Origin of the sequence: Agromyces sp. Soil535 (assembly GCF_001428255.1) — a bacterium.
GTDB lineage: Bacteria > Actinomycetota > Actinomycetes > Actinomycetales > Microbacteriaceae > Agromyces.
On the sequence record NZ_LMRW01000025.1, the window covers coordinates 240,506 to 261,970 of the forward strand.

A 21,465-nucleotide genomic window follows, 5' to 3' on the forward strand; every position below is an offset into this window, starting at 1 on the left:
GTTGTGAGGTAGGCGGCCCGGTCAGGACACCGTGTCCGGGCGGGCTGGTTGCCGTGTCTGCGGCGACACTACGGGTGTTCAGGAATCGCTGTCAATAACGTAACCAAAATTGTTAGCAATCTCTCGTCGATCGCTGTCCTCGCTCAGCGAACCTGCGGCATCGAGCGTGCCTGGTCGTCGAGGGTGCGGAGGGTGACGATGACGCTGCCGATGTGTTCGCCCATGAGCCGGCCGGCGCGCTCGGAGTCACGGTCGCAGACGGCGTCGATGATCGCGAGATGCTCGGGGAGCGAGACGCTCGGGCGGCCGGGCACCAGTGAGAGCCGGAACTGATGCCGCACCATCTGGCCGTTGAGCTGCTCGATGATGCGGGTCGCAGTCGCGTGGCCGGCGATCTCGCGCAGCTGCGAGTGCAGCGTGGCGTTCAGGTCGGAGTAGCGCAGGAGCTCGCCCTGCTCCACGGCGAGCGTCATGCTCTCGCCGAGGGCGTGGAGTTCCTCGATCTGGGCGTCGGTCACCTGCTCGGCGGCGCGCGCCGCGACCAGGCCCTCGACGGCCCTCCGGATCTCGGTGATCTCGACCGCCTCGTCGACCGAGATCTCACGGACGCGCGCGCCCCGGTTGGGCTGCAGTTCGACGAGGCCGTCTGCAGCGAGCTGGAGCAGCGCATTTCGAATGACGAACCGGCCGGCACCGTAGCGCTCGGCGAGTTCGGCCTCGATGAGGCGCTGGCGCGGCGCGAAGTCCCCGCGCAGGATCGCATTTCGCAACTGGGCATGGACGTCCTGGAGGTCGCTCACCGACCGCCCCCTTCTCTGCATCGACATCGACGATGATGCGATTCTCTGTCACGACGGTGCGACATTCACGCAGGTTCGCCTGGTTCATTGTGTCGTCATCCGAGTCGTCAGCAAAATTGTTGACAATAACTGCCACAGTCGGCAGAGTGGTGTCGCACATCGATCTGGAGGTTCAATGTCGAATCAGTCCCCGCTTCTCGTGGTCACCGCACACCCCGGCGACTTCGTCTGGCGTGCCGGCGGCGCGATCGCCCTCGCCGCGTCGCGAGGCGAGCGCGCGGTGATCGCCTGCCTCTCCTTCGGGGAACGGGGCGAGTCCGCCAGCGCCTGGCGGTCAGGCAAGGGCCTCGCGGAGATCAAGGAGCTCCGCCGCGCGGAGGGGCAGACCGCGGCCGATGCGCTCGGCGCCGAGGTGCAGTTCTTCGACGCCGGCGACTACCCGCTCCGCGAGAGCGACGACCTCATCGCGCGGCTCATCGACCTCTATCGGGAGGTGCAGCCCGCGGTCGTGCTCACCCACGCTGCCGCCGACCCATACAACATGGACCACCCGAAAGCTGCCGAGATCGCGCTGCACGCCCGGGTGCTCGCCCAGGCGCCCGGCGTCGCCGGTCCCGGCGAGGTCATCGGCGCGCCGCCCGTGTTCGCCTTCGAGCCCCACCAGAGCGAGGTCTGCGGTTTCGTGCCGAACGTGCTGCTCGACATCAGCGAGGTGTGGGAGAAGAAGGTCGCCGCCATGAACGCACTGGGCGCCCAGGGGCACCTCGTGGAGTACTACACCGACCTCGGCAAGCGCCGTGGCGTCCAGGCCAAGCGCAACAGCGGCCCGAACCTGGGCCTGCCCGTGCACGCGTTCGCCGAGGCGTACCAGCGGTACTACCCGCAGGTCACGTCGGAACTGGCCTGAAGCATGAGCGCCCACCGCATCGTCCGCGACATCGACCGCGCACCGGTGGAGGTGATCGACCGGCTCGCCCGCGCCGGCGTCGCGAGCGTCCACGAAGCAGCAGGTCGCGTCGGTCTGGTGGGTCCCCGGGTCCAGGCCCGGCTCCAGGGGGCGGCGGTCGGCGGCTCCGCCGTGACGGTGCTCAGCCACCCGGGCGACAACCTCATGCTCCATGCCGCGGTCGAGGTGTGCCGGCCCGGCGACGTGCTCGTCGTGGCGACCACGAGCGACTCCACCGACGGCATGTTCGGCGACCTGCTCGCCACCTCGCTGCGCTCACGCGGGGTGCTCGGCCTCGTCATCGACGCGGGCGTGCGCGACATCGCCACGCTGCGCGAGATGGGATTCCCGGTGTGGTCGCGTGCGGTGCACGCCCAGGGCACGGTCAAGGCGAGTCCGGGGTCGGTCAACGTCCCGGTCGTGATCGCGGGCCGGGTGATCGCACCGGGCGACATCATCATCGCGGACGACGATGGCGTACTCGCCCTGCCGATCGGCCGCGGCGCCGAGGTGGCGGATGCCGCCGACCAGCGCCTCGCGAACGAGGAGGCCAAGCGCACCGCGCTCGCGTCGGGCACGCTCGGCGTCGACCTGTACGGACTGCGGCCGCTCCTGGCCGACCTCGGCGTGGAGTACGTCGACCGGCTTCCCGGGAACGCCCAGCGATGAGTGCCCGGATCGCGGTCCTCGGTCTCGGTGAGGCGGGAAGCACGTTCGCGAGATCGCTCGCGGTGCACACGGCCGTGACCGGGTGGGATCCATTCGCGGCCGCCGAGGTGGAGGGCGTGCGACTCGCGGCATCCGGGGAGGAGGCCGTCGCCGATGCCGACGCGGTGCTCGCATTCACGACCGCGGCCCACAGCGCCGATGCCCTCACGACCACGATCGCCGCGGCGCCGCGCGCGGCCGTGCATGCCGACTTCGCCACGGCCGCGCCCGTCGCGAAGGTGGAGCTGGCCGACCGGGCTGCGGCCGCGGGCATCCGGTTCGCCGATGCCGCGATCATGGCGCCGGTCCGCAAGGGCGCCGATCGCACCCCCGTCCTGCTGTCCGGCGACGCTGAGGCGACGGCGGACCTGCGGGCGATCCTCCGCGATGCGGGCTACCTCGTCGAGGTGCTGGACGGCCCGGCCGGGACATCCGCCGCTCGAAAGCTGCTGCGCAGCATGCTCGTGAAGGGGCTCACCGGCGTGATGGTCGAATCGCTCCGCGCCGCCGAGGCCCAGGGCCTGTCCGACTGGTTCGCCGAGCACCTCGTCGAGACGCTCGCCGGCCTCGACCGTCCGACGCTGGCGGGGCTGCTCGATGGCACGCGGCAGCACAGCGGGCGGCGGATCGAGGAGATGGAGGCGGCGGCCGAGATGGCCGAGGCGACCGGCGGTCGTGCCGACATCGCACGCGCCGTCGCCGAGGTGCTCCGCTCCGTCGCGACGGACGGCGTTCCGGACGGAGGACGTCTGTGAGCGGCGGCATCCGGTGCATGCTCATGCGCGGGGGCACCTCGAAGGGGGCCTATTTCCTGGCTGCGGACCTGCCCGACGATGCGGCCGAGCGCGACGACATGCTGCTTCGGGTGATGGGCTCGCCCGATCCCCGCCAGATCGACGGGCTCGGGGGTGCGCATCCCCTCACGAGCAAGGTCGCGGTCGTCGGCCCGTCGGCAGGTGGCGACGCCGACGTCGACTACCTCTTCCTCCAGGTGGTGCCCGACCAGCCCATCGTCAGCGACCGTCAGACGTGCGGCAACCTGCTGGCAGGCGTGGGGCCGTTCGCGATCGAGCGAGGGCTCGTGCCGGTCGGCGGCGACGAGACCCAGGTGCGCATTCGCATCGTGAACCCGACACCGACCATCGTCGTGGCCCGCGTGCAGACCCCGGGGGGCGCCGTGCGCTACTCCGGCGGGACGGAGATGGCGGGCGTCCCGTTCCCCGCGGCCGCCATCCCGCTCGACTTCCCCGGAGACGGCCGCCTCGCGTTCCCCACTGGCCGCCTCGTCGACCGGTTCGACGACACCGACGTGACGTGCGTCGACGCCGGGATGCCCGTCGTGCTCATGAGGGCGGCCGACCTCGCGCTCGAGGGCGACGAGTCGCCGGCGTTGCTCGAGGCGAACGCGCCGCTCCGCGCGCGTCTCGAGCGGATCCGCCTCGCGGCCGGCGCGGCCATGGGGCTCGGTGATGTCCGCGCCACGACGGTGCCGAAGCTCACGATCGTCTCGGCGGCGCGCGCCGGCGGCCTGGTGACCACGCGAACGTTCATCCCGCATCGCGTGCACGAGGCGATCGGCGTGCTCGGCGCGGTCTCCGTCGCGGTCGGATGCCTCGCGCAGGGCACGATCGCGACGGTCGACCACCTGGCACCGGGCCCGTACCGCGTGGAGCATCCGACCGGCTCGTTCGACGTCGACGTCGATCTGGTGGGAGCGGGGGCGGCCACGTCCGTCGCCCGCAGCACGCTCGTTCGCACCGCCCGGAAGATCATGGATGGGCAGGTCTGGCCGCGCGACCCTGAAACCCCGGAAACCCCTGAATCCCCGTCCCGTGAAGGAACCCCGTGAACGACCTTGCAGCTCCCCGCCTGACGCACGATCCCGAGACGCGCCGTGACATCGCGCACGTCGGCCCGATCGAGCTCTACACCCCGGTGCTCGAGCAGAGCCGCGACTTCTTCGTCGATCTCATGGCGATGCGCGAGGTGCACCGCGACGAGGCATCCGTGTACCTGCACGCCTGGGACGACTACCAGTCGTACACCGTGCGCCTCATTGAACGCGAGCAGGCGGGCATCGGGCGCACCTACCTGCGCGCCGCGAGCCCGCAGGCGTTGGAGCGGCTGCGCGAGCGGATCGAGGCCGCGGGCCTCGCACGAGGCACGGATGACTCGGTGCACGGGCTCGGCGAGGTACTGCGGTTCGACGACCCCGACGGGCATCCGATGGGCCTCTACTGGGACGTCGACTGGTACGAGGCCGACGCGACGGACACGCCGGCGCTCAAGAACCAGGCGGCCGCCTTCCCCGGTCGCGGCGCGAACATCCGCCGCCTCGACCACGTGAACTACCTCACGGGCGACGTGCCCGAGACGGCCGAGTTCCTCGGCGACGTCCTCGGCGCGCGCTGCACCGAGCGCATCGTGACCGACGAGGGCGACCCGGCCGCGATCTGGTTCAACCTGGGCAACAAGACCTACGACCTCGTGTACACGCAGGACTGGACCGGGTCGCACGGGCGCCTGCACCATGTCGCCTTCGCGACCGACACCCGCGAGGACATCCTTCGAGCCGCCGACGTGTTCCTCGAGGCCGGCGTCCACATCGAGACCGGCCCGCACAAGCACGCCATCCAGCAGACCTTCTTCCTCTACGTCTGGGAGCCGGGCGGCAACCGGATCGAGCTGTGCAACGCCGGCGCCCGCGTCATCCTCGCCCCCGACTGGAAGACCATCAGCTGGACCTCCGCCGAGCGGGCGAAGGGCCAGGCGTGGGGACTGAAGACGATCGACTCGTTCCATACGCATGGGACGCCGCTGGTGTGATGCGCTCACGACCTGCGGATCACCCGATCGCTGAATCGACACGTGGGGCCGGAGGTCCCTTGCCTGGCGGTTTCGGGCGCCTACCATCGGCATGCAAGCCGGCGGAGCCCGACGGGTGGCCGCATTCGTGCAGACGAGGGGAAGCCCGCCATGAAGATCGTCGTCGTCGGGGGAGTCGCAGGCGGAGCATCCGTCGCCGCACGTGCGCGCCGACTGGACGAGTTCGCCGAGATCATCGTGTTCGAGAAGGGCGACTACGTCTCGTTCGCGAACTGCGGCCTGCCGTACCACATCGGCGAGGTCATCACGGATCGCAGCCGGCTGCTGCTGCAGACCCCCGAGAGCCTGCGCGAGTCGCTCGACATCGACGTGCGGGTGGGCACCGAGGTGATCGCCCTCGACCGCGTCGGGAAGACCGTCACCGTGCGCGAGCTCGGGAGCGGGCGCGAGTACACCGAGTCGTACGACCGGCTCGCGCTGTGCCCGGGCGCCGACCCGCTCCGTCCGCCGCTGCCCGGCGTCGACCTGCCGGGCGTGCACGTGCTGCGCAACGTCCAGGACATGGACGAGATCAAGGCGCAGCTCGACGCGGCGCTCGAGCGCGCGGCATCCGCTCGGGGCCGCACGGTGCACGCGGTCGTCATCGGTGCGGGATACATCGGCGTCGAGATGGCGGAGAACCTGCGGCACCGTGGGGCCGCCGTGACCATCGTCGAGCTGTCCGACCAGATCCTGCCGCCGCTCGACAAGGAGGTCTCCATCCCGGTCGAGCAGCACCTGCGCAGTCGCGGGGTCGATCTGAACCTCTCGACGGCGGCGGCCGCGTTCGCCGAGCGCGCCGTCGGCGGCGTCACCGTCGAGCTCCAGAACAACCGCTTCCTCGATGCCGACCTCGTGATCCTGTCGGCGGGCGTGCGGCCCGCCGTCGGCCTCGCTAGGGAGGCCGGCCTCGAGATCGGCCCCCGCGGCGGCATCGTCGTCGACACGCACATGCGCACCTCCGACCCGAACATCTGGGCGGCGGGCGACGCGGTCGAGACCGCGCACACCGTGCTGCCCGGCTCGTGGCTCACCCCGCTGGCCGGTCCCGCCAACCGCGAGGCACGGGTCGCCGCCGAGAACATGTGCGGCCGCGACACCGAGTACCGCTCGTCGCAGGGCACGTCGATCGTGAAGGTGTTCGACATGGTCGCCGGCGGCACCGGCGCGACCGAGCGGCAGCTGGTCGCCGACGGCGTCGACTACCGCACGGTGCACATCCACCCGTCGGGGCACGCAGGGTACTACCCGGGCTCGGCGATGATGCACTTGAAGCTCCTGTTCGCGCCCGGCACCGGGAAGATCCTCGGTGCCCAGGTCGCCGGCTTCGACGGGGTCGACAAGCGCCTCGACGTGCTCGCCACCGTGCTCCGGCTCGGCGGCACGGTGCATGACCTCGAGCAGCTCGAGCTCGCCTACGCCCCGCCGTTCGGATCGGCGAAGGACCCGGTGAACATGGCCGGCTTCGTCGCGACCAACGTGCTGAAGGGCGACCTGACGCTCTGGTACGCCAAGGACTTCCCGGCCGCGACCGAGGGCGCGCGGCTCGTCGACGTGCGCACGCCCGAGGAGTACGGCATCTGGCACATCCCGGGCGCGGAGAACGTGCCGCTGGCCGCTCTGCGCACCGCCTGCGAGGGCTGGGACCGGTCCGTGCCCGTGCGGCTCTACTGCGCGGTCGGATTCCGGAGCTACCTCGGCTACCGCATCCTCGTCCAGCGAGGGTTCACGGATGTCGCGACGCTCTCGGGCGGCTCCAACACGTTCCGCTATTGGTACGACGTCGAGCCCGCGTCGCCGGCGGCGCCCGCGCCCGAGATCGCCTACGCCGAGGCGGTCGACCTCATCGCCGCGCTGAAGGGCACGGGGAAGTCCGTCGACCTGGACTGCACGGGGCTCGCCTGCCCCGGCCCGATCATGCGGCTGTCGAACACGATGGGCGAGCTCGCCGCCGGCGACGAGGTCGTCGTGCACGTCTCCGACCCGGGCTTCGCGAGCGACGGGCCTGCCTGGGCCGCGAGCCACGGACACGAGCTGCTCTCGATGACGCCCGAGGGTCCCGGCTACGTCGCCGCGTTCCGCAAGGGCGGCGCGGAGCCGGCGGCGACCGGCTTCGCCGTGGCGCCGAAACAGAACCAGACCTCGTTCGTCGTGTTCTCGGGCGACCTCGACAAGATGCTCGCGGCGTTCATCATCGCGAACGGCGCGCTCGCCATGGGCCAGCAGGTGTCGATGTTCTTCACGTTCTGGGGCCTGAATGCGCTCCGCCGCGCGCACGCCCCGAAGCGCGACCACTCGGCACTGGAGCGGGCGTTCGGCATGATGATGCCCTCGGGCCCCGACAAGCTCCCGCTGTCGCAGATGAACATGGCCGGCGCCGGCCCAGCGATGATCAAGCACGTGATGAAGGAGCACGACGTGCAGTCGGTCCCCGACCTCATGACCGCGGCACGCGAGGGCGGGGCGCGCCTGATCGCGTGCACGATGACGATGGACCTGCTCGGCATCGCCGAGTCCGACCTCATCGACGGCATCGAGCTCGGCGGCGTCGCGACCTTCCTCGGCGAGGCCGAGAAGTCGGGAACGACGCTCTTCATCTGACCCCGCTGTCACCGCCGAGCTGCTCCGCAGGTGACACCGAGTGTGAGGGTTCACATCCGCACGCCCGCAAGGCTGCACCGCAGCACGTCAGCGCGCAGACACCAAGCTTCGACACTTGTGAAATTCCGATTGTGAGCGATAACATCACCCGCAGTCACTTACTGCGATCCCGGCCGTGATGCCGGGGCACGTCCGAAGGATTGCGCAATGAAGCACAACGTCGTTCGACGAACACTGGCGGGGCTGACCGCCGCCCTCCTCGGTCTCACGGCCGCCGCCACCGCGACCGCGCCCGCGTTCGCGGCGGTGGACGACCGCCTCGTCGTGAACTACGCGCTCGACGAGACGAGCGGAACCGTCGCGGTCGACGCATCCGGCAACGGCCGCGACGCGACGATCACCGGCGGGCCGACGCTCACCGGCGGTGAGGGCGTGCGCCTCGACGGTGTCGACGACCACGTCAAGCTGCCGAACGACATCATGGCCGGGCTCACGTCGATCACGGTGAGCACCGAGGTGCTCATCCGGTCGACGCAGTCGACGCCGTACTTCATCTACGGGCTCGGCAACACGAACTCGTCGGGGGCCGGCAACGGCTACCTGTTCTCCACGGGCAACGCGTACCGGTCGTCGATCGCCACCGGCAACTGGTCGACCGAGCAGACCGTCAACAGCGGCGCCAACCTGGCCCGCGGCGTGTGGAAGACCATCACCTACACGCTCGACGACTCGTCGAACACGGCACGCATCTACCTCGACGGCGTGCAGGTCGCCCAGAACACCAACGTCACCATCACGCCGGGTTCGATCGGCAACGGCGTGACGACCGCCAACTACCTCGGGCGCTCGGTGTACACCGCCGACAAGTACCTCACGGGAAGCCTGCGCGACTTCCGCATCTACGACGTCGCGCTGACCGCCGAAGAGGTGGCCGCGCTCCATCCGTCCGACCAGGTGAAGGTCGACCGCGACCTCGCCGCGCTCGATCTCGGCGACCTGTCCGCCGTCGAGGGGAACCTGACCCTTCCGGCGACCGGGGCCAACGGTGCGGCCATCTCATGGGCGTCCAGTCACCCCGAGGTCATCTCGGAGACGGGCGCGGTCACACGGCCCGCGGCGGGCGACGGCGACGCATCCGTCACCCTCACCGCCACCGTGTCGAAGGGCGGCGCGAGCGGAACCAAGGACTTCACCGCGACCGTCCTGGCGGACCCCGACGACCAGAGCGTCGTCGACGCGGCGGCCGCCGGACTCGCCATCACCAACATCGACGACGTGCGCGGCAACCTCACACTGCCCGCCGCGCCCAAGGGCACCGAGATCTCGTGGTCGTCGTCGACCCCCGAGATCGTCGCGACCGATGGCGTCGTCAACCGGCCCGCGGCCGACACCGACGTGACCCTCACCGCCACGGTCACGAGGAACGCCACATCCGCCACCCGCGAATTCGTCGCGAACGTGCCCGCTGCGGTCGAGCTCGACGAGTTCGAGGGCTACGCGTTCGCCTACTTCACGGGCAACTCACTCGCCGGCGAGAACATCTCCTTCGCGGCGAGCGAGGGCAACAACGCGCTCGACTGGCGGGAGCTCAACGGCGGGCAGCCCACACTCACCTCGAACTACGGCACCAAGGGCCTTCGCGATCCGTTCATCATCCGGTCGCCCGAGGGCGACACGTTCTACCTGATCGCCACCGACCTCTCGATCGGCAGCGGCACCAGCTGGGATGCCTCGCAGCGCACCGGCAGCCAGTACCTCGAGGTGTGGGAGTCGCGCGACCTCGTGAACTGGTCGGAGCAGCGTCATGTCAAGGTCGCGCCCGACACGGCCGGCAACACGTGGGCGCCCGAGGCGTACTACGACGAGACGATCGGCGCCTACGTCGTGTTCTGGGCGTCCAAGCTCTACGCCGAGAACGACCCGGGCCACACGGGCAGCACGTACAACAAGATGCTGTACGCCACCACGCGCGACTTCGTCACCTTCAGCGAGCCGCAGATCTGGCAGGACCAGGGCATGTCGCGCATCGACTCCACGGTGATCAAGGCCGGCGACGTCTACCACCGGTTCACCAAGGACGAGGGCGCAGGCGGCACCGGATGCAGCGACATCATCCAGGAGACCTCGACCGAGCTGCGCGCCACCCTCGAGGCGTGGACCATGATCGACTCGTGCATCGGACGTGACGCGGGCACGAGCGCCGTCGAGGGTCCGACCGTGTTCAAGTCGAACCCCGGCGACGTGAACGGCGACAAGTACTACCTCTTCGTCGACGAGTACGGCGGACGCGGCTACATCCCGCTCGAGACCGCGGACATCGCTAAGCCCGACTGGCAGGTGGCGGCGCAGTACGACCTCCCGGCGAGCCCGCGTCACGGCACCGTCATCCCGGTGACCGCAGCCGAGCTCGCGGCGTTCTCCGCCGGTCCGCCGCCGGTCGACGCCAACGAGGACGGCGAGATCCTGCGCTATGACTTCACGGATGCCGCGGGCTCGGTCGTCGCCGACCGCTCGGGCAACGGGTACGACGGCACGATCGTCGGTGGCGCCACATGGCAGCAGGGCGGTTCGCTCCGCCTCGACGGCACCGACGACTACGTCGACCTGCCCGACCACATCCTGACGGGCGTCGAGGACCTCACGGTCGAAGCCGAGGTGAAGATCGACGTGGCGCAGTCGGGCTCGTATTTCATCTACGGGCTCGGCAACACCGACGCATCCGGTGTCGGGAACGGCTACCTGTTCACGACGGGCAACAACTACCGCACGAGCATCGCGTCGGGCAACTGGTCGACCGAGCAGACGGTCAACTCGGGGGCGCCGCTCACACGTGACCGTTGGGCGCACCTGACGTACACGCTCGAGGGCACCACGGCGAGGCTGTACCTGGATGGCGTCGAGGTCGCGAAGAACACGAACGTGACGCTCGACCCAGGCGACATCGGCGGCGGGCAGACGTTCGCGAACTACCTCGGCCGCTCGCTGTACAACGCCGACTCCCGGTTCCGCGGCGAGTTCCGCGAGTTCGCGCTCTACAACCGGGCGCTCAGCGCGAGCGAGGTGGTGTCGCGATCGGGCAACACCTCCGCGCTCGCCGGCGTGACGCTCGCCGACCCCGACGAGCTGAAGATCGCCCCGATCGTCGATGCCACCGCGCGCACCGTGGTGTTCCCGGTGGTCCCGGGTACGGATGTCACGGAGCTGGCGCCGGTGTTCGACGCCGCCGAGGGCGTGACGGTGTCGCCGGCGTCGGGCGACGCGGTCGACCTCAGCGAGCCCGTCACCTACACGCTCACGGCACCCGACGGCTCGAACGAGACGTGGAGCATGCAGGCCCGAGTGATGAAGAGCCCGGTGCTGCCGGGACTGTACGCCGACCCGAACATCGCGGTGTTCGGCGACACGTACTACATCTACGCCACGACCGACGGCTTCGCCGGCTGGGGTGGGAAGGAGTTCTACGTCTGGAAGTCGAAGGACCTCGTCGACTGGGAGCGCTCAGCCGAGCCGTTCCTGACGCTCGACGGCGCTGACGGCGACGTGCCCTGGGCGACCGGGAACGCGTGGGCGCCGACCATCATCGAGCGCGACGGCAAGTTCTACTTCTACTTCAGCGGCCACAACCCGACCGTCAATCGCAAGACCATCGGCGTCGCGGTGGCGGACTCCCCCGAGGGCCAATTCGTCGCGCAGCCCACGGCGATGATCACCAACGGCGAGGCGGTGAAGTCGGGGCAGGCGATCGACCCCGCCGCGTTCCGTGACCCGGTGAGCGGCAAGTACTACCTCTTCTGGGGCAACGGCACGCCGCTCTTCGCGGAGCTGAACGACGACATGCTCTCGGTCAAGGCGGAGACCATCTCCACGATCAGCGGCCTGACGTCGTTCCGGGAGGGCACGTTCGTGAACTACCGCGACGGGCTCTACCACCTCACATACTCCATCGACGACACCGGATCGGAGAACTACCGGGTGGGCTACGCGACGGCGACGAGCATCACGGGGCCGTGGACGTACCGCGGCGTCATCCTGCAGAAGGACACCTCGCTCGGCATCCGCGGCACCGGCCATAGCTCGATCGTCAACGTGCCCGGCACCGATGACTGGTACATCGCCTACCACCGGTTCGCGATGCCCGACGGCAACGGCACCAACCGCGAGACGACGATCGACCGGATCGAGTTCGACGAGAACGGCCTGATGAAGACCGTGACGCCGACGCTCGAGAGCGTGGACCCGCAGACGGTGGTCGACCCCGAACCGCTCGCGGTCGCGATCGGGGGCGAAGCCGAGGTCGGCCAGACGCTCTCCGCCGGGGTCGCCGATCCGTGGACGGCGTCGAGCTACCGCTGGACCCGTGACGGTGTCGAGATCCCGGATGCCGCGGGCGCCGAGTACCCGCTCACCGACGCGGATCTCGGAGCCGTGATCGGCGTGGAGGTGACGGCATCCAAGCCGCTGTGGAGCCCGGCGACCGCGTCGGCGGAGGTCGGACCCGTGCGGCCCGCGCCGACGGCGCCGGAGCAGCCTACTGCCCCGATGGTGTCGGGTGGCCCGTCGTCCGTGACCGTGCGCTGGGAGGCGCCCGCCGATGGCGGCGCGCCGATCACCGGCTACACGGTGACGTTGACGCCCAAGTCCATTGACTTCCCGACGGTGGTGAAGGAAGTCGGCGGCGCATCCCTGATGGTGACCTTCACCGACCTGCAGTACGGCGCGAAGTACCGCGCGACGATCGTGGCGGACAACGAGGTCGGCTCCTCGCCGGCGTCGGCCGCGTCGGCGGAGATCCTGGTCAGGAAGAAGTAGCGGGTTCGCACAGGAAGGGCGGGGCGACCTCCGGTCGTCTCGCCCTTCCTGGGAGTTCCGGCATGGCAGGCCCGAAGGCCCATAGCCGGCCGAACGACGCGCCTACGGTCGGTGCATGGAGATCCTCAACATCCATGCGGTGGCGCCCTACGACCCCGAGCGGTTCGTCGCACAGGCTCTCGCCGGGAGCGAGCAGGGCAACGTGCGCATCATCCGGTTGAGCCCCGGGCAGGACCTGCCGCCGCACACGCACGGCGACTCCGACCTGTTCCTCTTCGTCGTCGAGGGGGAGGGGCTGATCGAGACCGAGGCGGGTCCGCGCCCGTTCCCCGCGGGGTTCCTCGCGCAGCTGCGGGGGAGCGAGGAGTTGCGCGTGTCCAACCCGGGCCACGAGGGAATGACGCTGCTCGCCTTCTTCGCGCCGCCGTTCCCGCCCGCGGCCTGAGAAGTTCGGAGCGACGCACGTCATTTGCGGTTGCCGGTGTGGGATGAAGGTGCCTTGCCGGGATACCGTCGAGGTATGCCCCCCAGCGCGCGGGATCGCGATGACGAGGTCGACCTGATCATCGACGCATGGTCACGCCGCCTTCCCGATGTCGACCTGACCCCACTGGACGTGATGTCGCGCCTCCGGCGCGTGTCGAACCGACTCGGCCGACTGCGAGCGAACGCCTTCAGCGGCGCCGGGCTTGCGGCATGGGAGTTCGACGTGCTTGCGGCGCTGGGACGAGCAGAACCTCCGCACGAGCTCAGTCCCGCTCAACTGATCGAAGCCACCATGATCGGGAGCGCGGCGATGACCAATCGACTCGAGAACCTGTCGCGTCGCGGCCTCGTCGAGCGGCGCCCCAACCCGCGAGACAGGCGCAGCGTGCTCGTGCGCCTCACCTCCGAAGGGGCGATGCGCGTGGATGAGGCCATGCGGCGACTCGCGCAGCGTGAAGCCGAGGAGTTGCGCGGCCTCACCCGTGAGGAGCAGGCGACGCTGGCCAGATTGTTGCGTCGCCTCGCGGAGGGCTCCGAGTAGGTCGCGGATCGATCGCAGCTCAGTGGCATCCGCCAACTCGCGGGCGCGCCCTCGACGCCCCGACATACGATGGAGTGTCACCCCGATCGTTCGACGGGAGTCGCCATGGTTCAGGTCCGCGTACTCGGCATCGCGCTCGACGCTGCGCGGCAGCACATCGTCCTCCTGAAGCCCCTGCTCGAGGAGCCGGGCACTGGGCGCATCCTGCCGATCTGGATCGGCGAACAGGAGGCGACCTCCATCCTCATCGCCCTCGGGGGCGGGGAGGCGCCGCGGCCGCTGTCGCACGACCTCATGAAGACGCTGCTCGAGACGCTGGGTGCCGAGGTCGAGAAGGTGGAGGTGACCCGCATCGAGGACGGCACCTTTTTCGCCGAGATCACCCTGACGACGCCCTCGGGCCGTCGGGTGGTCGATGCGCGCCCGTCGGACTCCGTCGCGCTCGCCGTGCGGTTCCAGGCACCGATCTGGGTCGCCGACGAGCTGCTGGACGAGGCGGGTATCCCGGCCGAGATGGTCGACCAGGGCTCCGATGAGGAGGAGGAGAAGGAGAAGCTCGACGAGTTCAAGCGATTCCTCGAGGACGTGGATCCGGAGGACTTCCAGGGCTGACGGGAGGCACCATGGGGCATCCGGAGGGATCAGCGACGTGAGTTGGATCTGGACTGTGGCCGGTGTGGTCCTCATCGCGATCGGCCTCAACGAGGTCTTCCATACGGTCCTGCACCCCACGGGTCGTGGACGCCTCACCCACGTGGTTGCGAACACGACCTGGCGGCTGTCGTCAGGATTGGGACGGAGGGGTCGCTCGGTCGCCGGTCCGCTCGCCATGGTTGCCGTCGTGACGCTCTGGGCGGCGCTCCAGCTCGTGGGGTGGACGCTCGTCTACCTCCCGCATGTGCCCTCGGAGTTCGCCTACCCACCCGAGATCCGACCGGAGACTCATCCTCAGATCGTCGAGGCGTTCTACTACTCAGCGGTCAGCATGGCCACGCTGGGCCTCGGCGACGTGTACCCGATCAACCCGTGGCTGCGCCTCTTCGCACCATTTCAGGCGTTGATGGGGTTCGCCCTGCTGACGGCAGCGGTGTCGTGGTTCATCGAGCTCTATCCGGGGCTCGGCCGACGTCGTGCACTCGCGTTGCGGATCGCGCTGATGGAGCGGGCGGACATGGCACGTTACTTGAGCGAGATGGAACCGGTGTTGGCCAGCGCGCTGCTCGATCCGCTGACCGCCGATCTCGCACAGTCGCGCGTGGACCTGTGGCAGAACGCCGAGTCGTACTACTTCACCGAGGACGACCCCGACACCTCCCTCGCGGCCAAGCTCCCGTACGGCCTCCACCTGGCGAGGGTCGCTCGGCGCTCGCCCGATGACACCGTTCGGAGCAGCGGACACATGCTCGAGGCCGGGATCGACGACTTCGCCCGCGTCCTCCGCAACCGGTTCATTCGCACCGGCGAGGGCACCGACGAAATCCTGCGGGAGTACGCCCGTCAACACCGGCAGCCGCCGGCGTCACCGGGCGAAGCCCCGGAATCGTCGGCGGGCTGAGGAACGAGGCCAGGCGTGGACCGGGCGCGGGCGACGCGAGAGGGCGGCGGGCTCGCCGCGGCATCCGCTGACCAAGGAGGAGAAGCTCGACGAGTTCAAGCGATTCCTCGAGGACGTGGATCCGGAGGACTTCCAGGGCTGACGTCGCCCCGGGCGGGCGCGCCCTGGTCACGGGCGAGTCACCGGATGACGCGGTAGCGGAGGTGCGTCGCGGTATCCGTGCTGATCACCTCCGTTCGCTCGAGCTTCACGTGCTCGTCGAGCGAGTCGCCGTCGCCGAACAGCGGCGTGCCGCTGCCGAAGAGCACCGGCATGAGGTGGATCGAGATCTCGTCCACGAGCCCTGCGCGGAGGTACTGCCGTGCGATGTCGGCGCCGCCCATGATGCCGATGTCGGCGTCGCCGGCGGTCGTGCGCGCGGCATCGAGCGCGCTCCGGATGTCGCCAACGAAGGTGTAGACCCCGTCGGCAGGCACCTCGTCGGGCGTGCCATGACTGACGACGAACAACGGGATGCGGGCGGGGCCGGTCGGGCCATCCGCTCCCCACCACGTGATCGAGTTGTCGTAGGTGCGGCGGCCCCCGATGACCGCGCCGAGGCTCGCACCGGCGCGCTCGAGCAGTGCGCGGTCCTGGTCGTCGCCGGCGAAGGCCCAGTCGTGCAGCACCTCGCCGCCGACGCCCATCCCCTCGTCGACGGTCATGCCGCTCGCCGAGATGAAGCCGTCGAGCGACATACTGATGTCGAAGATGACCTTGCCCATGATGTTCCCCTCTCGTTCGCTCGATCTCTTCTCACTCACGCGTCGAACGGGGGGTGCCCGAGATCGACACGGAATAGGGCGCAGACCTACGCAGTTGCCTCCCTCAGACTCTGCACGTGGCTGATAGGGGACGACGATGGCCGATGATGCCAGGCACGAGACGATCGTGGTGACGCGGGATCTCGAGTTGCCTCCGCCGACCATCTTCGCGGGCTTCGCCGATGACGCGGTGAGGCGGCGTTGGTTCCGGCTGCCAGGATCGGATGCCTCGTACGAAGCCGAGTTCCGGGTGGCCGGCGGCGAGTCGGCGCGGAGCACCTTCCGGCACCTCGACGGCCGCACGGAGGAGCTCGAGTACCGCTCGCGCTACATCGACCTCACGACCGACCGGCGGATCGTGTACGCCTATGAGTCCATCGTCGACGGTCTCGTGCGCTGGGCGTCGCTCGTGACGGTCGAGCTCGCAGAGAACGCCGGCGGCGGCACCAGGCTGAACTGGACCGAGCAGGTCGCGTTCCTGAAGGCCTCCGGAGACGGCAGTGCCGACCTTCCACACCTGCGCGGCGCAATCGCGCTCCGACTGAACGGTCTCGCTGCAGCACTCGCATCCGCGGCGTGAGCGTCGCCCTCTTGGGCTCGCCGCGGCATCCGCTGACCAATATGGCCTTTTGCAGCGCGCGCGCCGCGCGACCGGAAGAATGGCCGACATGAGTGCCGCGATTCGAGCCCTGACGCAGATGCCGTCGCCGCAGTACGTGATGTCGGCCGAAGGGCGCCGCATCGCCACCTATCTCTGGGGCGACGAGGATGCGCCGGTGGTGCTGTGCGTGCACGGGTTCGCGTCGAGCTGCCGCGACAACTGGGTCGACACCGGATGGGTGCGCGACCTCACCCGGGCGGGGTTCCGCGTGCTCGGCGTCGACCAGCTCGGCCACGGCGCGAGCGACAAGCCGCATGTCGCGGCGGCGTACGGCATGGACGCGCTCGTCGACGACCTGATCACGGTCCTCGACACGTACCTGCTCGACACCGTCCTCTATGCCGGCTACTCGCTGGGCGCGCGGGTCGGCTGGCAGCTCGCGGTGCAGGCGCCCGAGCATGTCCAGCGTGCGGTGCTCGGCGGCATCCCCGATGGGCGCCCGCTCGCGCGGCTGCAGATCGAGCAGGCCCGCGCCTACGCGCAGCACGGCACCCCGGTCGAGGACCAGGTGACCCGCAACTACGTGACCCTCGCCGAGCGGGTCGCGGGCAACGACCTGGGTGCGCTCGTCGCGCTCGCCGAGGGCATGCGCCTGGGTGACGCCGACCCCGATCCGGCGCATCCGCCGACACAGTCCATCCTGTTCGCCACGGGCAGCGAGGACGCGATCCTCGAGCGGTCGAAGGTGCTCGCGCATGCCACGCCGAACGGCACGTTCGTCGAGCTGCCGCACCGGCACCACTTCAACGCGCCCGGGTCGCGGGTGTTCCGACAGGCGGCTGTGGAGTTCTTCACCGAGCGCAGCTGACGTTGGTGCGGTCGCATCCGGTGCGGACTAGCGTGGAGGCGTGCCCGTTCCGGTCGCTGACGCCCGGACCGCTCACGCCACCGGCGTGGAGCGCCTTCTCGAGAGCTATCGGGCCGTCCCGGCGACGGCCCCGGTTCGGCTCGCCAAACGCACCTCGAACCTGTTCCGGGCACGAGCGAAGTCGGATGCGGCGGGCCTCGACACCTCGGGACTGACGCACGTCATCGCGGTCGACCCCGCGGCGCGCACCGCCGACGTGGCCGGCATGTGCACCTACGAGGACCTCGTCGCCGCGACACTGCCATACGGGTTGGCGCCCCTGGTGGTGCCGCAGCTGAAGACCATCACCCTCGGCGGCGCGGTGACGGGCCTCGGCATCGAGTCGACGGCGTTCCGCAGCGGGATGCCGCACGAGTCGGTGCTGGAACTGGACATCCTCACCGGCGCCGGAGAGGTGCTCACCGCATCGCGCGACGAGCGCTCCGACCTGTTCCGCGCCTTCCCGAACTCGTACGGGACACTCGGCTACGCGGTGCGCCTGCGCATCGAGCTCGAGCCGGTGCAGCCGTTCGTCGCGCTCACGCATCTGCGGTTCCATGCGCTCGTCGACCTCGTCGCCGCGATGGATCGCATCATCGAGACCGGCCGCCTCGACGGGGTTCAGGTCGACTACCTCGACGGGGTCGTGTTCAGCGCCGACGAGAGCTACCTGTGCGTGGGCGTGCAGACCGGGGCATCCGGACCCGTCAGCGACTACACCCGCCAGCAGATCTTCTACCGCTCGATCCAGCACGACGAGGGTGCCACGCACGACCGCCTCACCATCCACGACTACCTGTGGCGGTGGGACACCGACTGGTTCTGGTGCTCGAGGGCGTTCGGCGCGCAGCATCCGCTGATCCGCCGGTTCTGGCCGCGACGGTACCGGCGCAGCAGCTCCTACTGGAAGCTGATGAGCCTCGAACAGCGGTTCGGCATCGGCGATCGCCTCGAGCGGCTCAAGGGCCGTCCGCCGCGCGAGCGCGTCGTGCAGGATGTCGAGGTGCCGATCGAGCGGTGCGCGGAGTTCCTGGACTGGTTCCTGGCCAACGTGCCGATCGAGCCGATCTGGCTGTGCCCACTGCGCCTGCGTGACGATGGCGGCTGGCCGCTCTACCCGCTCCGTCCGCACCGGACGTACGTCAACGTCGGCTTCTGGGCGACGGTGCCCGTCGGGCGCAGCGACGGTGAGACGAATCGCCTGATCGAACGCAAGGTCGGCGAGCTCGACGGGCACAAGTCGCTGTACTCCGAGGCCTACTACTCCCGCGAGGAGTTCGACGAACGCTACGGCGGTGAGACCTACCGGGCCGCGAAGCAGCGGTACGACCCGGATTCACGACTCCTCGATCTCTATGCGAAGGCGGTGCAACGACGATGACCACGATCAAGGGACATGCGGCGCAGACGGCAGAGCAGCCGGACACGCCGGAGAAGCTCGAGACGCCGGATGCGGCTGAGAAGCCGGAAGGGGCGGGGAAGCTCACCCTCGCCGAGATCCTGGAGCTCTTCGCCGGCGGTCGGCTCCCGCTGCGGTTCACCGCCTACGACGGAAGCTCGGCGGGACCGCCCGACGCCGCGTTCGGGTTGGAGCTGAAGACGCCGCGGGGAACGACCTACCTCGCCACTGGGCGCGGTGATCTCGGCCTGGCCCGCGCCTACATCGCCGGTGACCTCGAGATCCACGGGGTGCACCCCGGCGACCCCTACGAGCTGCTCAAGGCCCTGGCCGACGAACTGGTCTTCCGGATGCCGCCGCCGCGTGTGATGGCACAGATCGTCCGCTCCATCGGCGTCGAGCACCTGCGCCCGATCGCGCCACCGCCGCAGGAGGTGCCGGCCCGCTGGCGTCGCGTCGCCGGGGGACTCCGGCACAGCAAGGCTCGAGACGCCGAGGCGATCCACCACCACTACGACGTCTCGAACACCTTCTACGAGTGGGTGCTGGGGCCGTCGATGACCTACACGTGCGCGTGCTACCCGCGGCTTGACGCATCGCTCGACGAGGCCCAGGAGAACAAGTACCGGCTGGTGTTCGAGAAGCTGCGGCTGAAGCCCGGCGACCGGCTCCTCGACGTCGGGTGCGGGTGGGGCGGCATGGTGCGCTACGCGGCTCGCCGCGGCATCCGGGCCATCGGCGTGACGCTGTCGCAGGAGCAGACGTCGTGGGCGCAGCACGCCATCGCCGAGGAGGGCCTGGCCGACCTGGCCGAGGTCCGCTACGGCGACTACCGCGACATCCGGGAGGCCGACTTCGACGCGGTCTCGTCGATCGGCCTGCTCGAGCACATCGGGGTGCGGAACTACCCGTCGTACTTCCGGTTCCTGCAGTCCAGGCTCCGCATCGGCGGGCTGCTGCTCAACCACTGCATCACCCGTCCAGACAACCGGTCCGAACCGCCGATCAACGGGTTCATCGATCGCTACGTCTTCCCCGACGGGGAGCTCACCGGCTCGGGCCGCATCGTCAGCGAGGCCCAGAACGTCGGCCTGGAGGTGCTGCACGAGGAGAACCTGCGTCCCCACTACGCGATGACCCTGCGGGACTGGTGCGCCAACCTCGTCGAGCACTGGGACGAGGCGGTCGCCGAGGTCGGGCTTCCGACCGCGAAGGTGTGGGGTCTGTACATGGCCGGATCACGGCTCGCCTTCGAGAAGGGCGGGATCCAGTTGCACCAGGTGCTGGCGGTCAAGCCCGATGACCGTGGCGGCGTCAGCGACCTGCCGCTGCGGCCGTGGTGGACGCCTTAGCCTCCGTTGGTACGTGCCCGGGGGCGCACAACGCCTGTTTACACGACGAATGGCGGCTCGCCCGGCGCCGGCTTCAGTTGCCGCACGACCTCGGCGACGCAGTCGCCGTGCACGAGGTTCGGCTCGCGCCAAGCGACGCCGATGAAGAAGTCAACGTCGAGGTCGCGCACGGGAAGGCTGACGAGTTCGGTCAAGCCCGATGACCGTGGCGGCGTCAGCGACCTGCCGCTGCGGCCATGGTGGACGCCCGAGCCTCCGGAGCCAGTTCTTCCTGCGCCCACCGCTCGAACGTCGTGGCCCCACGCCCGAGGACCCGATCGACGCCATCCGAGAGGTACTCGTCACGACCTCCGGCGATCCCGTCGAGCATCGCCATCCGCCACGTGATGTACGTGTCGGGCGCGCCGGACTCGCGCAGTCGGCGAACATGAGCGTCGCGATCGTCGGTGACGTACTCGACCTGTTCGCCGCGCGCGCGTGCGAGCACCGCTGCCGCCTCGCCGAAGCCGAGGGCGCGAGGGCCGGAGAGTTCGACGATCTCACCCTCCCATCCGGCCTCGACGAGGATGCTCGCCGCGACATCGGCGATGTCGCGGACGTCGATGAACGGATGCCTGGCCTCGCCCACGGGTGCGTGAATCCGCCCGTGCTCGGGCACGAACATCGCCTCGCTGAAGTTCTGGGCGAAGTGCGTCGGACGAAGGATCGTCCAAGGGATGCCGCCCGCCGCCAATGTTTGTTCCGCTCGGGCCACAACGCCATCGGGGAGGAACTCCACGCCCCGCGCCGACAGGAGCACGACGCGGCGCACACCGGCGTCGACAGCCGCGGCGAGCAGCCGTGCGAGGAGCGCGCTCCAATCGGTCGCCGATCCAGGCCCGACGATGAAGATGCCCTCCACGTCACGCACGGCGTCCGCATAGGTGGAGGCGTCGTGCCAGTCGAATCGGACGTCGCCGGATGACCGGCTGGCGACACGGGCGGTGTGGCCGAGCGATGCGAGGCGGGTACCAAGGCGTCGGCCGACCTTGCCGGTGCCGCCGAGGATGAGGAAGAGAGCCATAGCTGCAGCCTACGAGGGGCGGTGCGACG

Annotated in this window: 19 protein-coding genes; 15 read left to right on the plus strand and 4 right to left on the minus strand. The window is 69.7% G+C overall.

Annotated elements, in window-relative coordinates:
* Window positions 1-143: 143 nt before the first annotated feature.
* Window positions 144-800 (minus strand): GntR family transcriptional regulator, encoded by a 657-nt coding sequence (locus tag ASG80_RS18245; RefSeq protein ID WP_235508388.1) that lies wholly within the window; start codon window positions 798-800, stop codon window positions 144-146.
* Window positions 801-975: 175 nt separating this feature from the next.
* On the opposite strand from ASG80_RS18245, the gene ASG80_RS18250 reads away from it, so the two are divergent.
* From ASG80_RS18250 to ASG80_RS18300, 11 genes are all read left to right on the plus strand, one after another.
* A complete protein-coding gene (locus ASG80_RS18250) occupies window positions 976-1,707 on the plus strand; it encodes a PIG-L deacetylase family protein (RefSeq protein WP_056733319.1) in 732 nt (243 codons plus the stop codon).
* A 3-nt stretch (window positions 1,708-1,710) separates the two neighbouring features.
* Entirely contained in the window at window positions 1,711-2,415 is a 705-nt protein-coding gene (locus ASG80_RS18255) for a 4-carboxy-4-hydroxy-2-oxoadipate aldolase/oxaloacetate decarboxylase (protein WP_056733321.1), read from the plus strand.
* Complete coding sequence (locus tag ASG80_RS18260) at window positions 2,412-3,209, plus strand: DUF1932 domain-containing protein (protein WP_056733323.1); 798 nt, start codon at window positions 2,412-2,414, stop codon at window positions 3,207-3,209. Before ASG80_RS18255 ends, ASG80_RS18260 begins: the two co-directional genes overlap by 4 nt.
* On the plus strand, window positions 3,206-4,303 hold the full coding sequence (locus ASG80_RS18265; protein WP_235508389.1) for a 4-oxalomesaconate tautomerase: 1,098 nt from the start codon (window positions 3,206-3,208) through the stop codon (window positions 4,301-4,303). Before ASG80_RS18260 ends, ASG80_RS18265 begins: the two co-directional genes overlap by 4 nt.
* Window positions 4,300-5,280 carry a VOC family protein gene (locus ASG80_RS18270; RefSeq protein WP_235508390.1) on the plus strand — a complete coding sequence of 327 codons (981 nt, stop codon included), beginning with the start codon at window positions 4,300-4,302 and terminating at the stop codon, window positions 5,278-5,280. The genes ASG80_RS18265 and ASG80_RS18270 overlap by 4 nt, the downstream gene beginning before the upstream one ends.
* A gap of 150 nt (window positions 5,281-5,430) precedes the next feature.
* The gene (locus ASG80_RS18275) at window positions 5,431-7,920 is read left to right on the plus strand and encodes an FAD-dependent oxidoreductase (RefSeq protein ID WP_056733325.1); all 2,490 of its coding nucleotides are present in this window, start codon (window positions 5,431-5,433) and stop codon (window positions 7,918-7,920) included.
* Window positions 7,921-8,127: 207 nt separating this feature from the next.
* Window positions 8,128-12,729, plus strand: coding sequence for a family 43 glycosylhydrolase (locus ASG80_RS18280; RefSeq protein ID WP_056733328.1), 4,602 nt, complete (start codon window positions 8,128-8,130; stop codon window positions 12,727-12,729).
* A 115-nt stretch (window positions 12,730-12,844) separates the two neighbouring features.
* Complete coding sequence (locus ASG80_RS18285) at window positions 12,845-13,174, plus strand: cupin domain-containing protein (protein WP_056733329.1); 330 nt, start codon at window positions 12,845-12,847, stop codon at window positions 13,172-13,174.
* Window positions 13,175-13,249: 75 nt separating this feature from the next.
* The gene (locus ASG80_RS18290) at window positions 13,250-13,756 is read left to right on the plus strand and encodes a MarR family winged helix-turn-helix transcriptional regulator (protein WP_056733331.1); all 507 of its coding nucleotides are present in this window, start codon (window positions 13,250-13,252) and stop codon (window positions 13,754-13,756) included.
* 105 nt (window positions 13,757-13,861) lie between these two features.
* Window positions 13,862-14,368, plus strand: a complete 507-nt coding sequence (locus tag ASG80_RS18295) for a bifunctional nuclease family protein (protein ID WP_056733333.1) — start codon at window positions 13,862-13,864, stop codon at window positions 14,366-14,368.
* 37 nt (window positions 14,369-14,405) lie between these two features.
* Window positions 14,406-15,311 (plus strand): potassium channel family protein, encoded by a 906-nt coding sequence (locus ASG80_RS18300; protein ID WP_162256652.1) that lies wholly within the window; start codon window positions 14,406-14,408, stop codon window positions 15,309-15,311.
* Between the two features lie 179 nt (window positions 15,312-15,490).
* Here the strand turns inward: ASG80_RS18300 and ASG80_RS18305 are convergent, their stop codons facing one another.
* Entirely contained in the window at window positions 15,491-16,075 is a 585-nt protein-coding gene (locus tag ASG80_RS18305) for a dihydrofolate reductase family protein (RefSeq protein ID WP_056733338.1), read from the minus strand.
* 136 nt (window positions 16,076-16,211) lie between these two features.
* Here ASG80_RS18305 and ASG80_RS18310 point away from each other — a divergent pair, with 136 nt between their 5' ends.
* The 4 genes from ASG80_RS18310 (at window position 16,212) to ASG80_RS18325 (ending at window position 20,373) form a co-directional block, all read left to right on the plus strand.
* Window positions 16,212-16,694, plus strand: a complete 483-nt coding sequence (locus ASG80_RS18310; RefSeq protein ID WP_056733340.1) for an SRPBCC domain-containing protein — start codon at window positions 16,212-16,214, stop codon at window positions 16,692-16,694.
* Window positions 16,695-16,782: 88 nt separating this feature from the next.
* Entirely contained in the window at window positions 16,783-17,583 is an 801-nt protein-coding gene (locus tag ASG80_RS18315) for an alpha/beta fold hydrolase (RefSeq protein ID WP_056733456.1), read from the plus strand.
* 40 nt (window positions 17,584-17,623) lie between these two features.
* On the plus strand, window positions 17,624-19,003 hold the full coding sequence (locus ASG80_RS18320; RefSeq protein ID WP_056733342.1) for an FAD-binding oxidoreductase: 1,380 nt from the start codon (window positions 17,624-17,626) through the stop codon (window positions 19,001-19,003).
* Window positions 19,000-20,373 (plus strand): class I SAM-dependent methyltransferase, encoded by a 1,374-nt coding sequence (locus tag ASG80_RS18325; RefSeq protein WP_082590628.1) that lies wholly within the window; start codon window positions 19,000-19,002, stop codon window positions 20,371-20,373. The genes ASG80_RS18320 and ASG80_RS18325 overlap by 4 nt, the downstream gene beginning before the upstream one ends.
* Window positions 20,374-20,411: 38 nt before the next feature.
* On the opposite strand, the gene ASG80_RS23725 is transcribed toward ASG80_RS18325, so the two are convergent.
* Both ASG80_RS23725 and ASG80_RS18330 read right to left on the minus strand, forming a co-directional pair.
* On the minus strand, window positions 20,412-20,567 hold the full coding sequence (locus tag ASG80_RS23725; RefSeq protein ID WP_156401940.1) for a hypothetical protein: 156 nt from the start codon (window positions 20,565-20,567) through the stop codon (window positions 20,412-20,414).
* 20 nt (window positions 20,568-20,587) lie between these two features.
* Window positions 20,588-21,436, minus strand: coding sequence for an NAD(P)H-binding protein (locus tag ASG80_RS18330; protein WP_056733343.1), 849 nt, complete (start codon window positions 21,434-21,436; stop codon window positions 20,588-20,590).
* Between the last annotated feature and the right edge of the window lie 29 nt (window positions 21,437-21,465).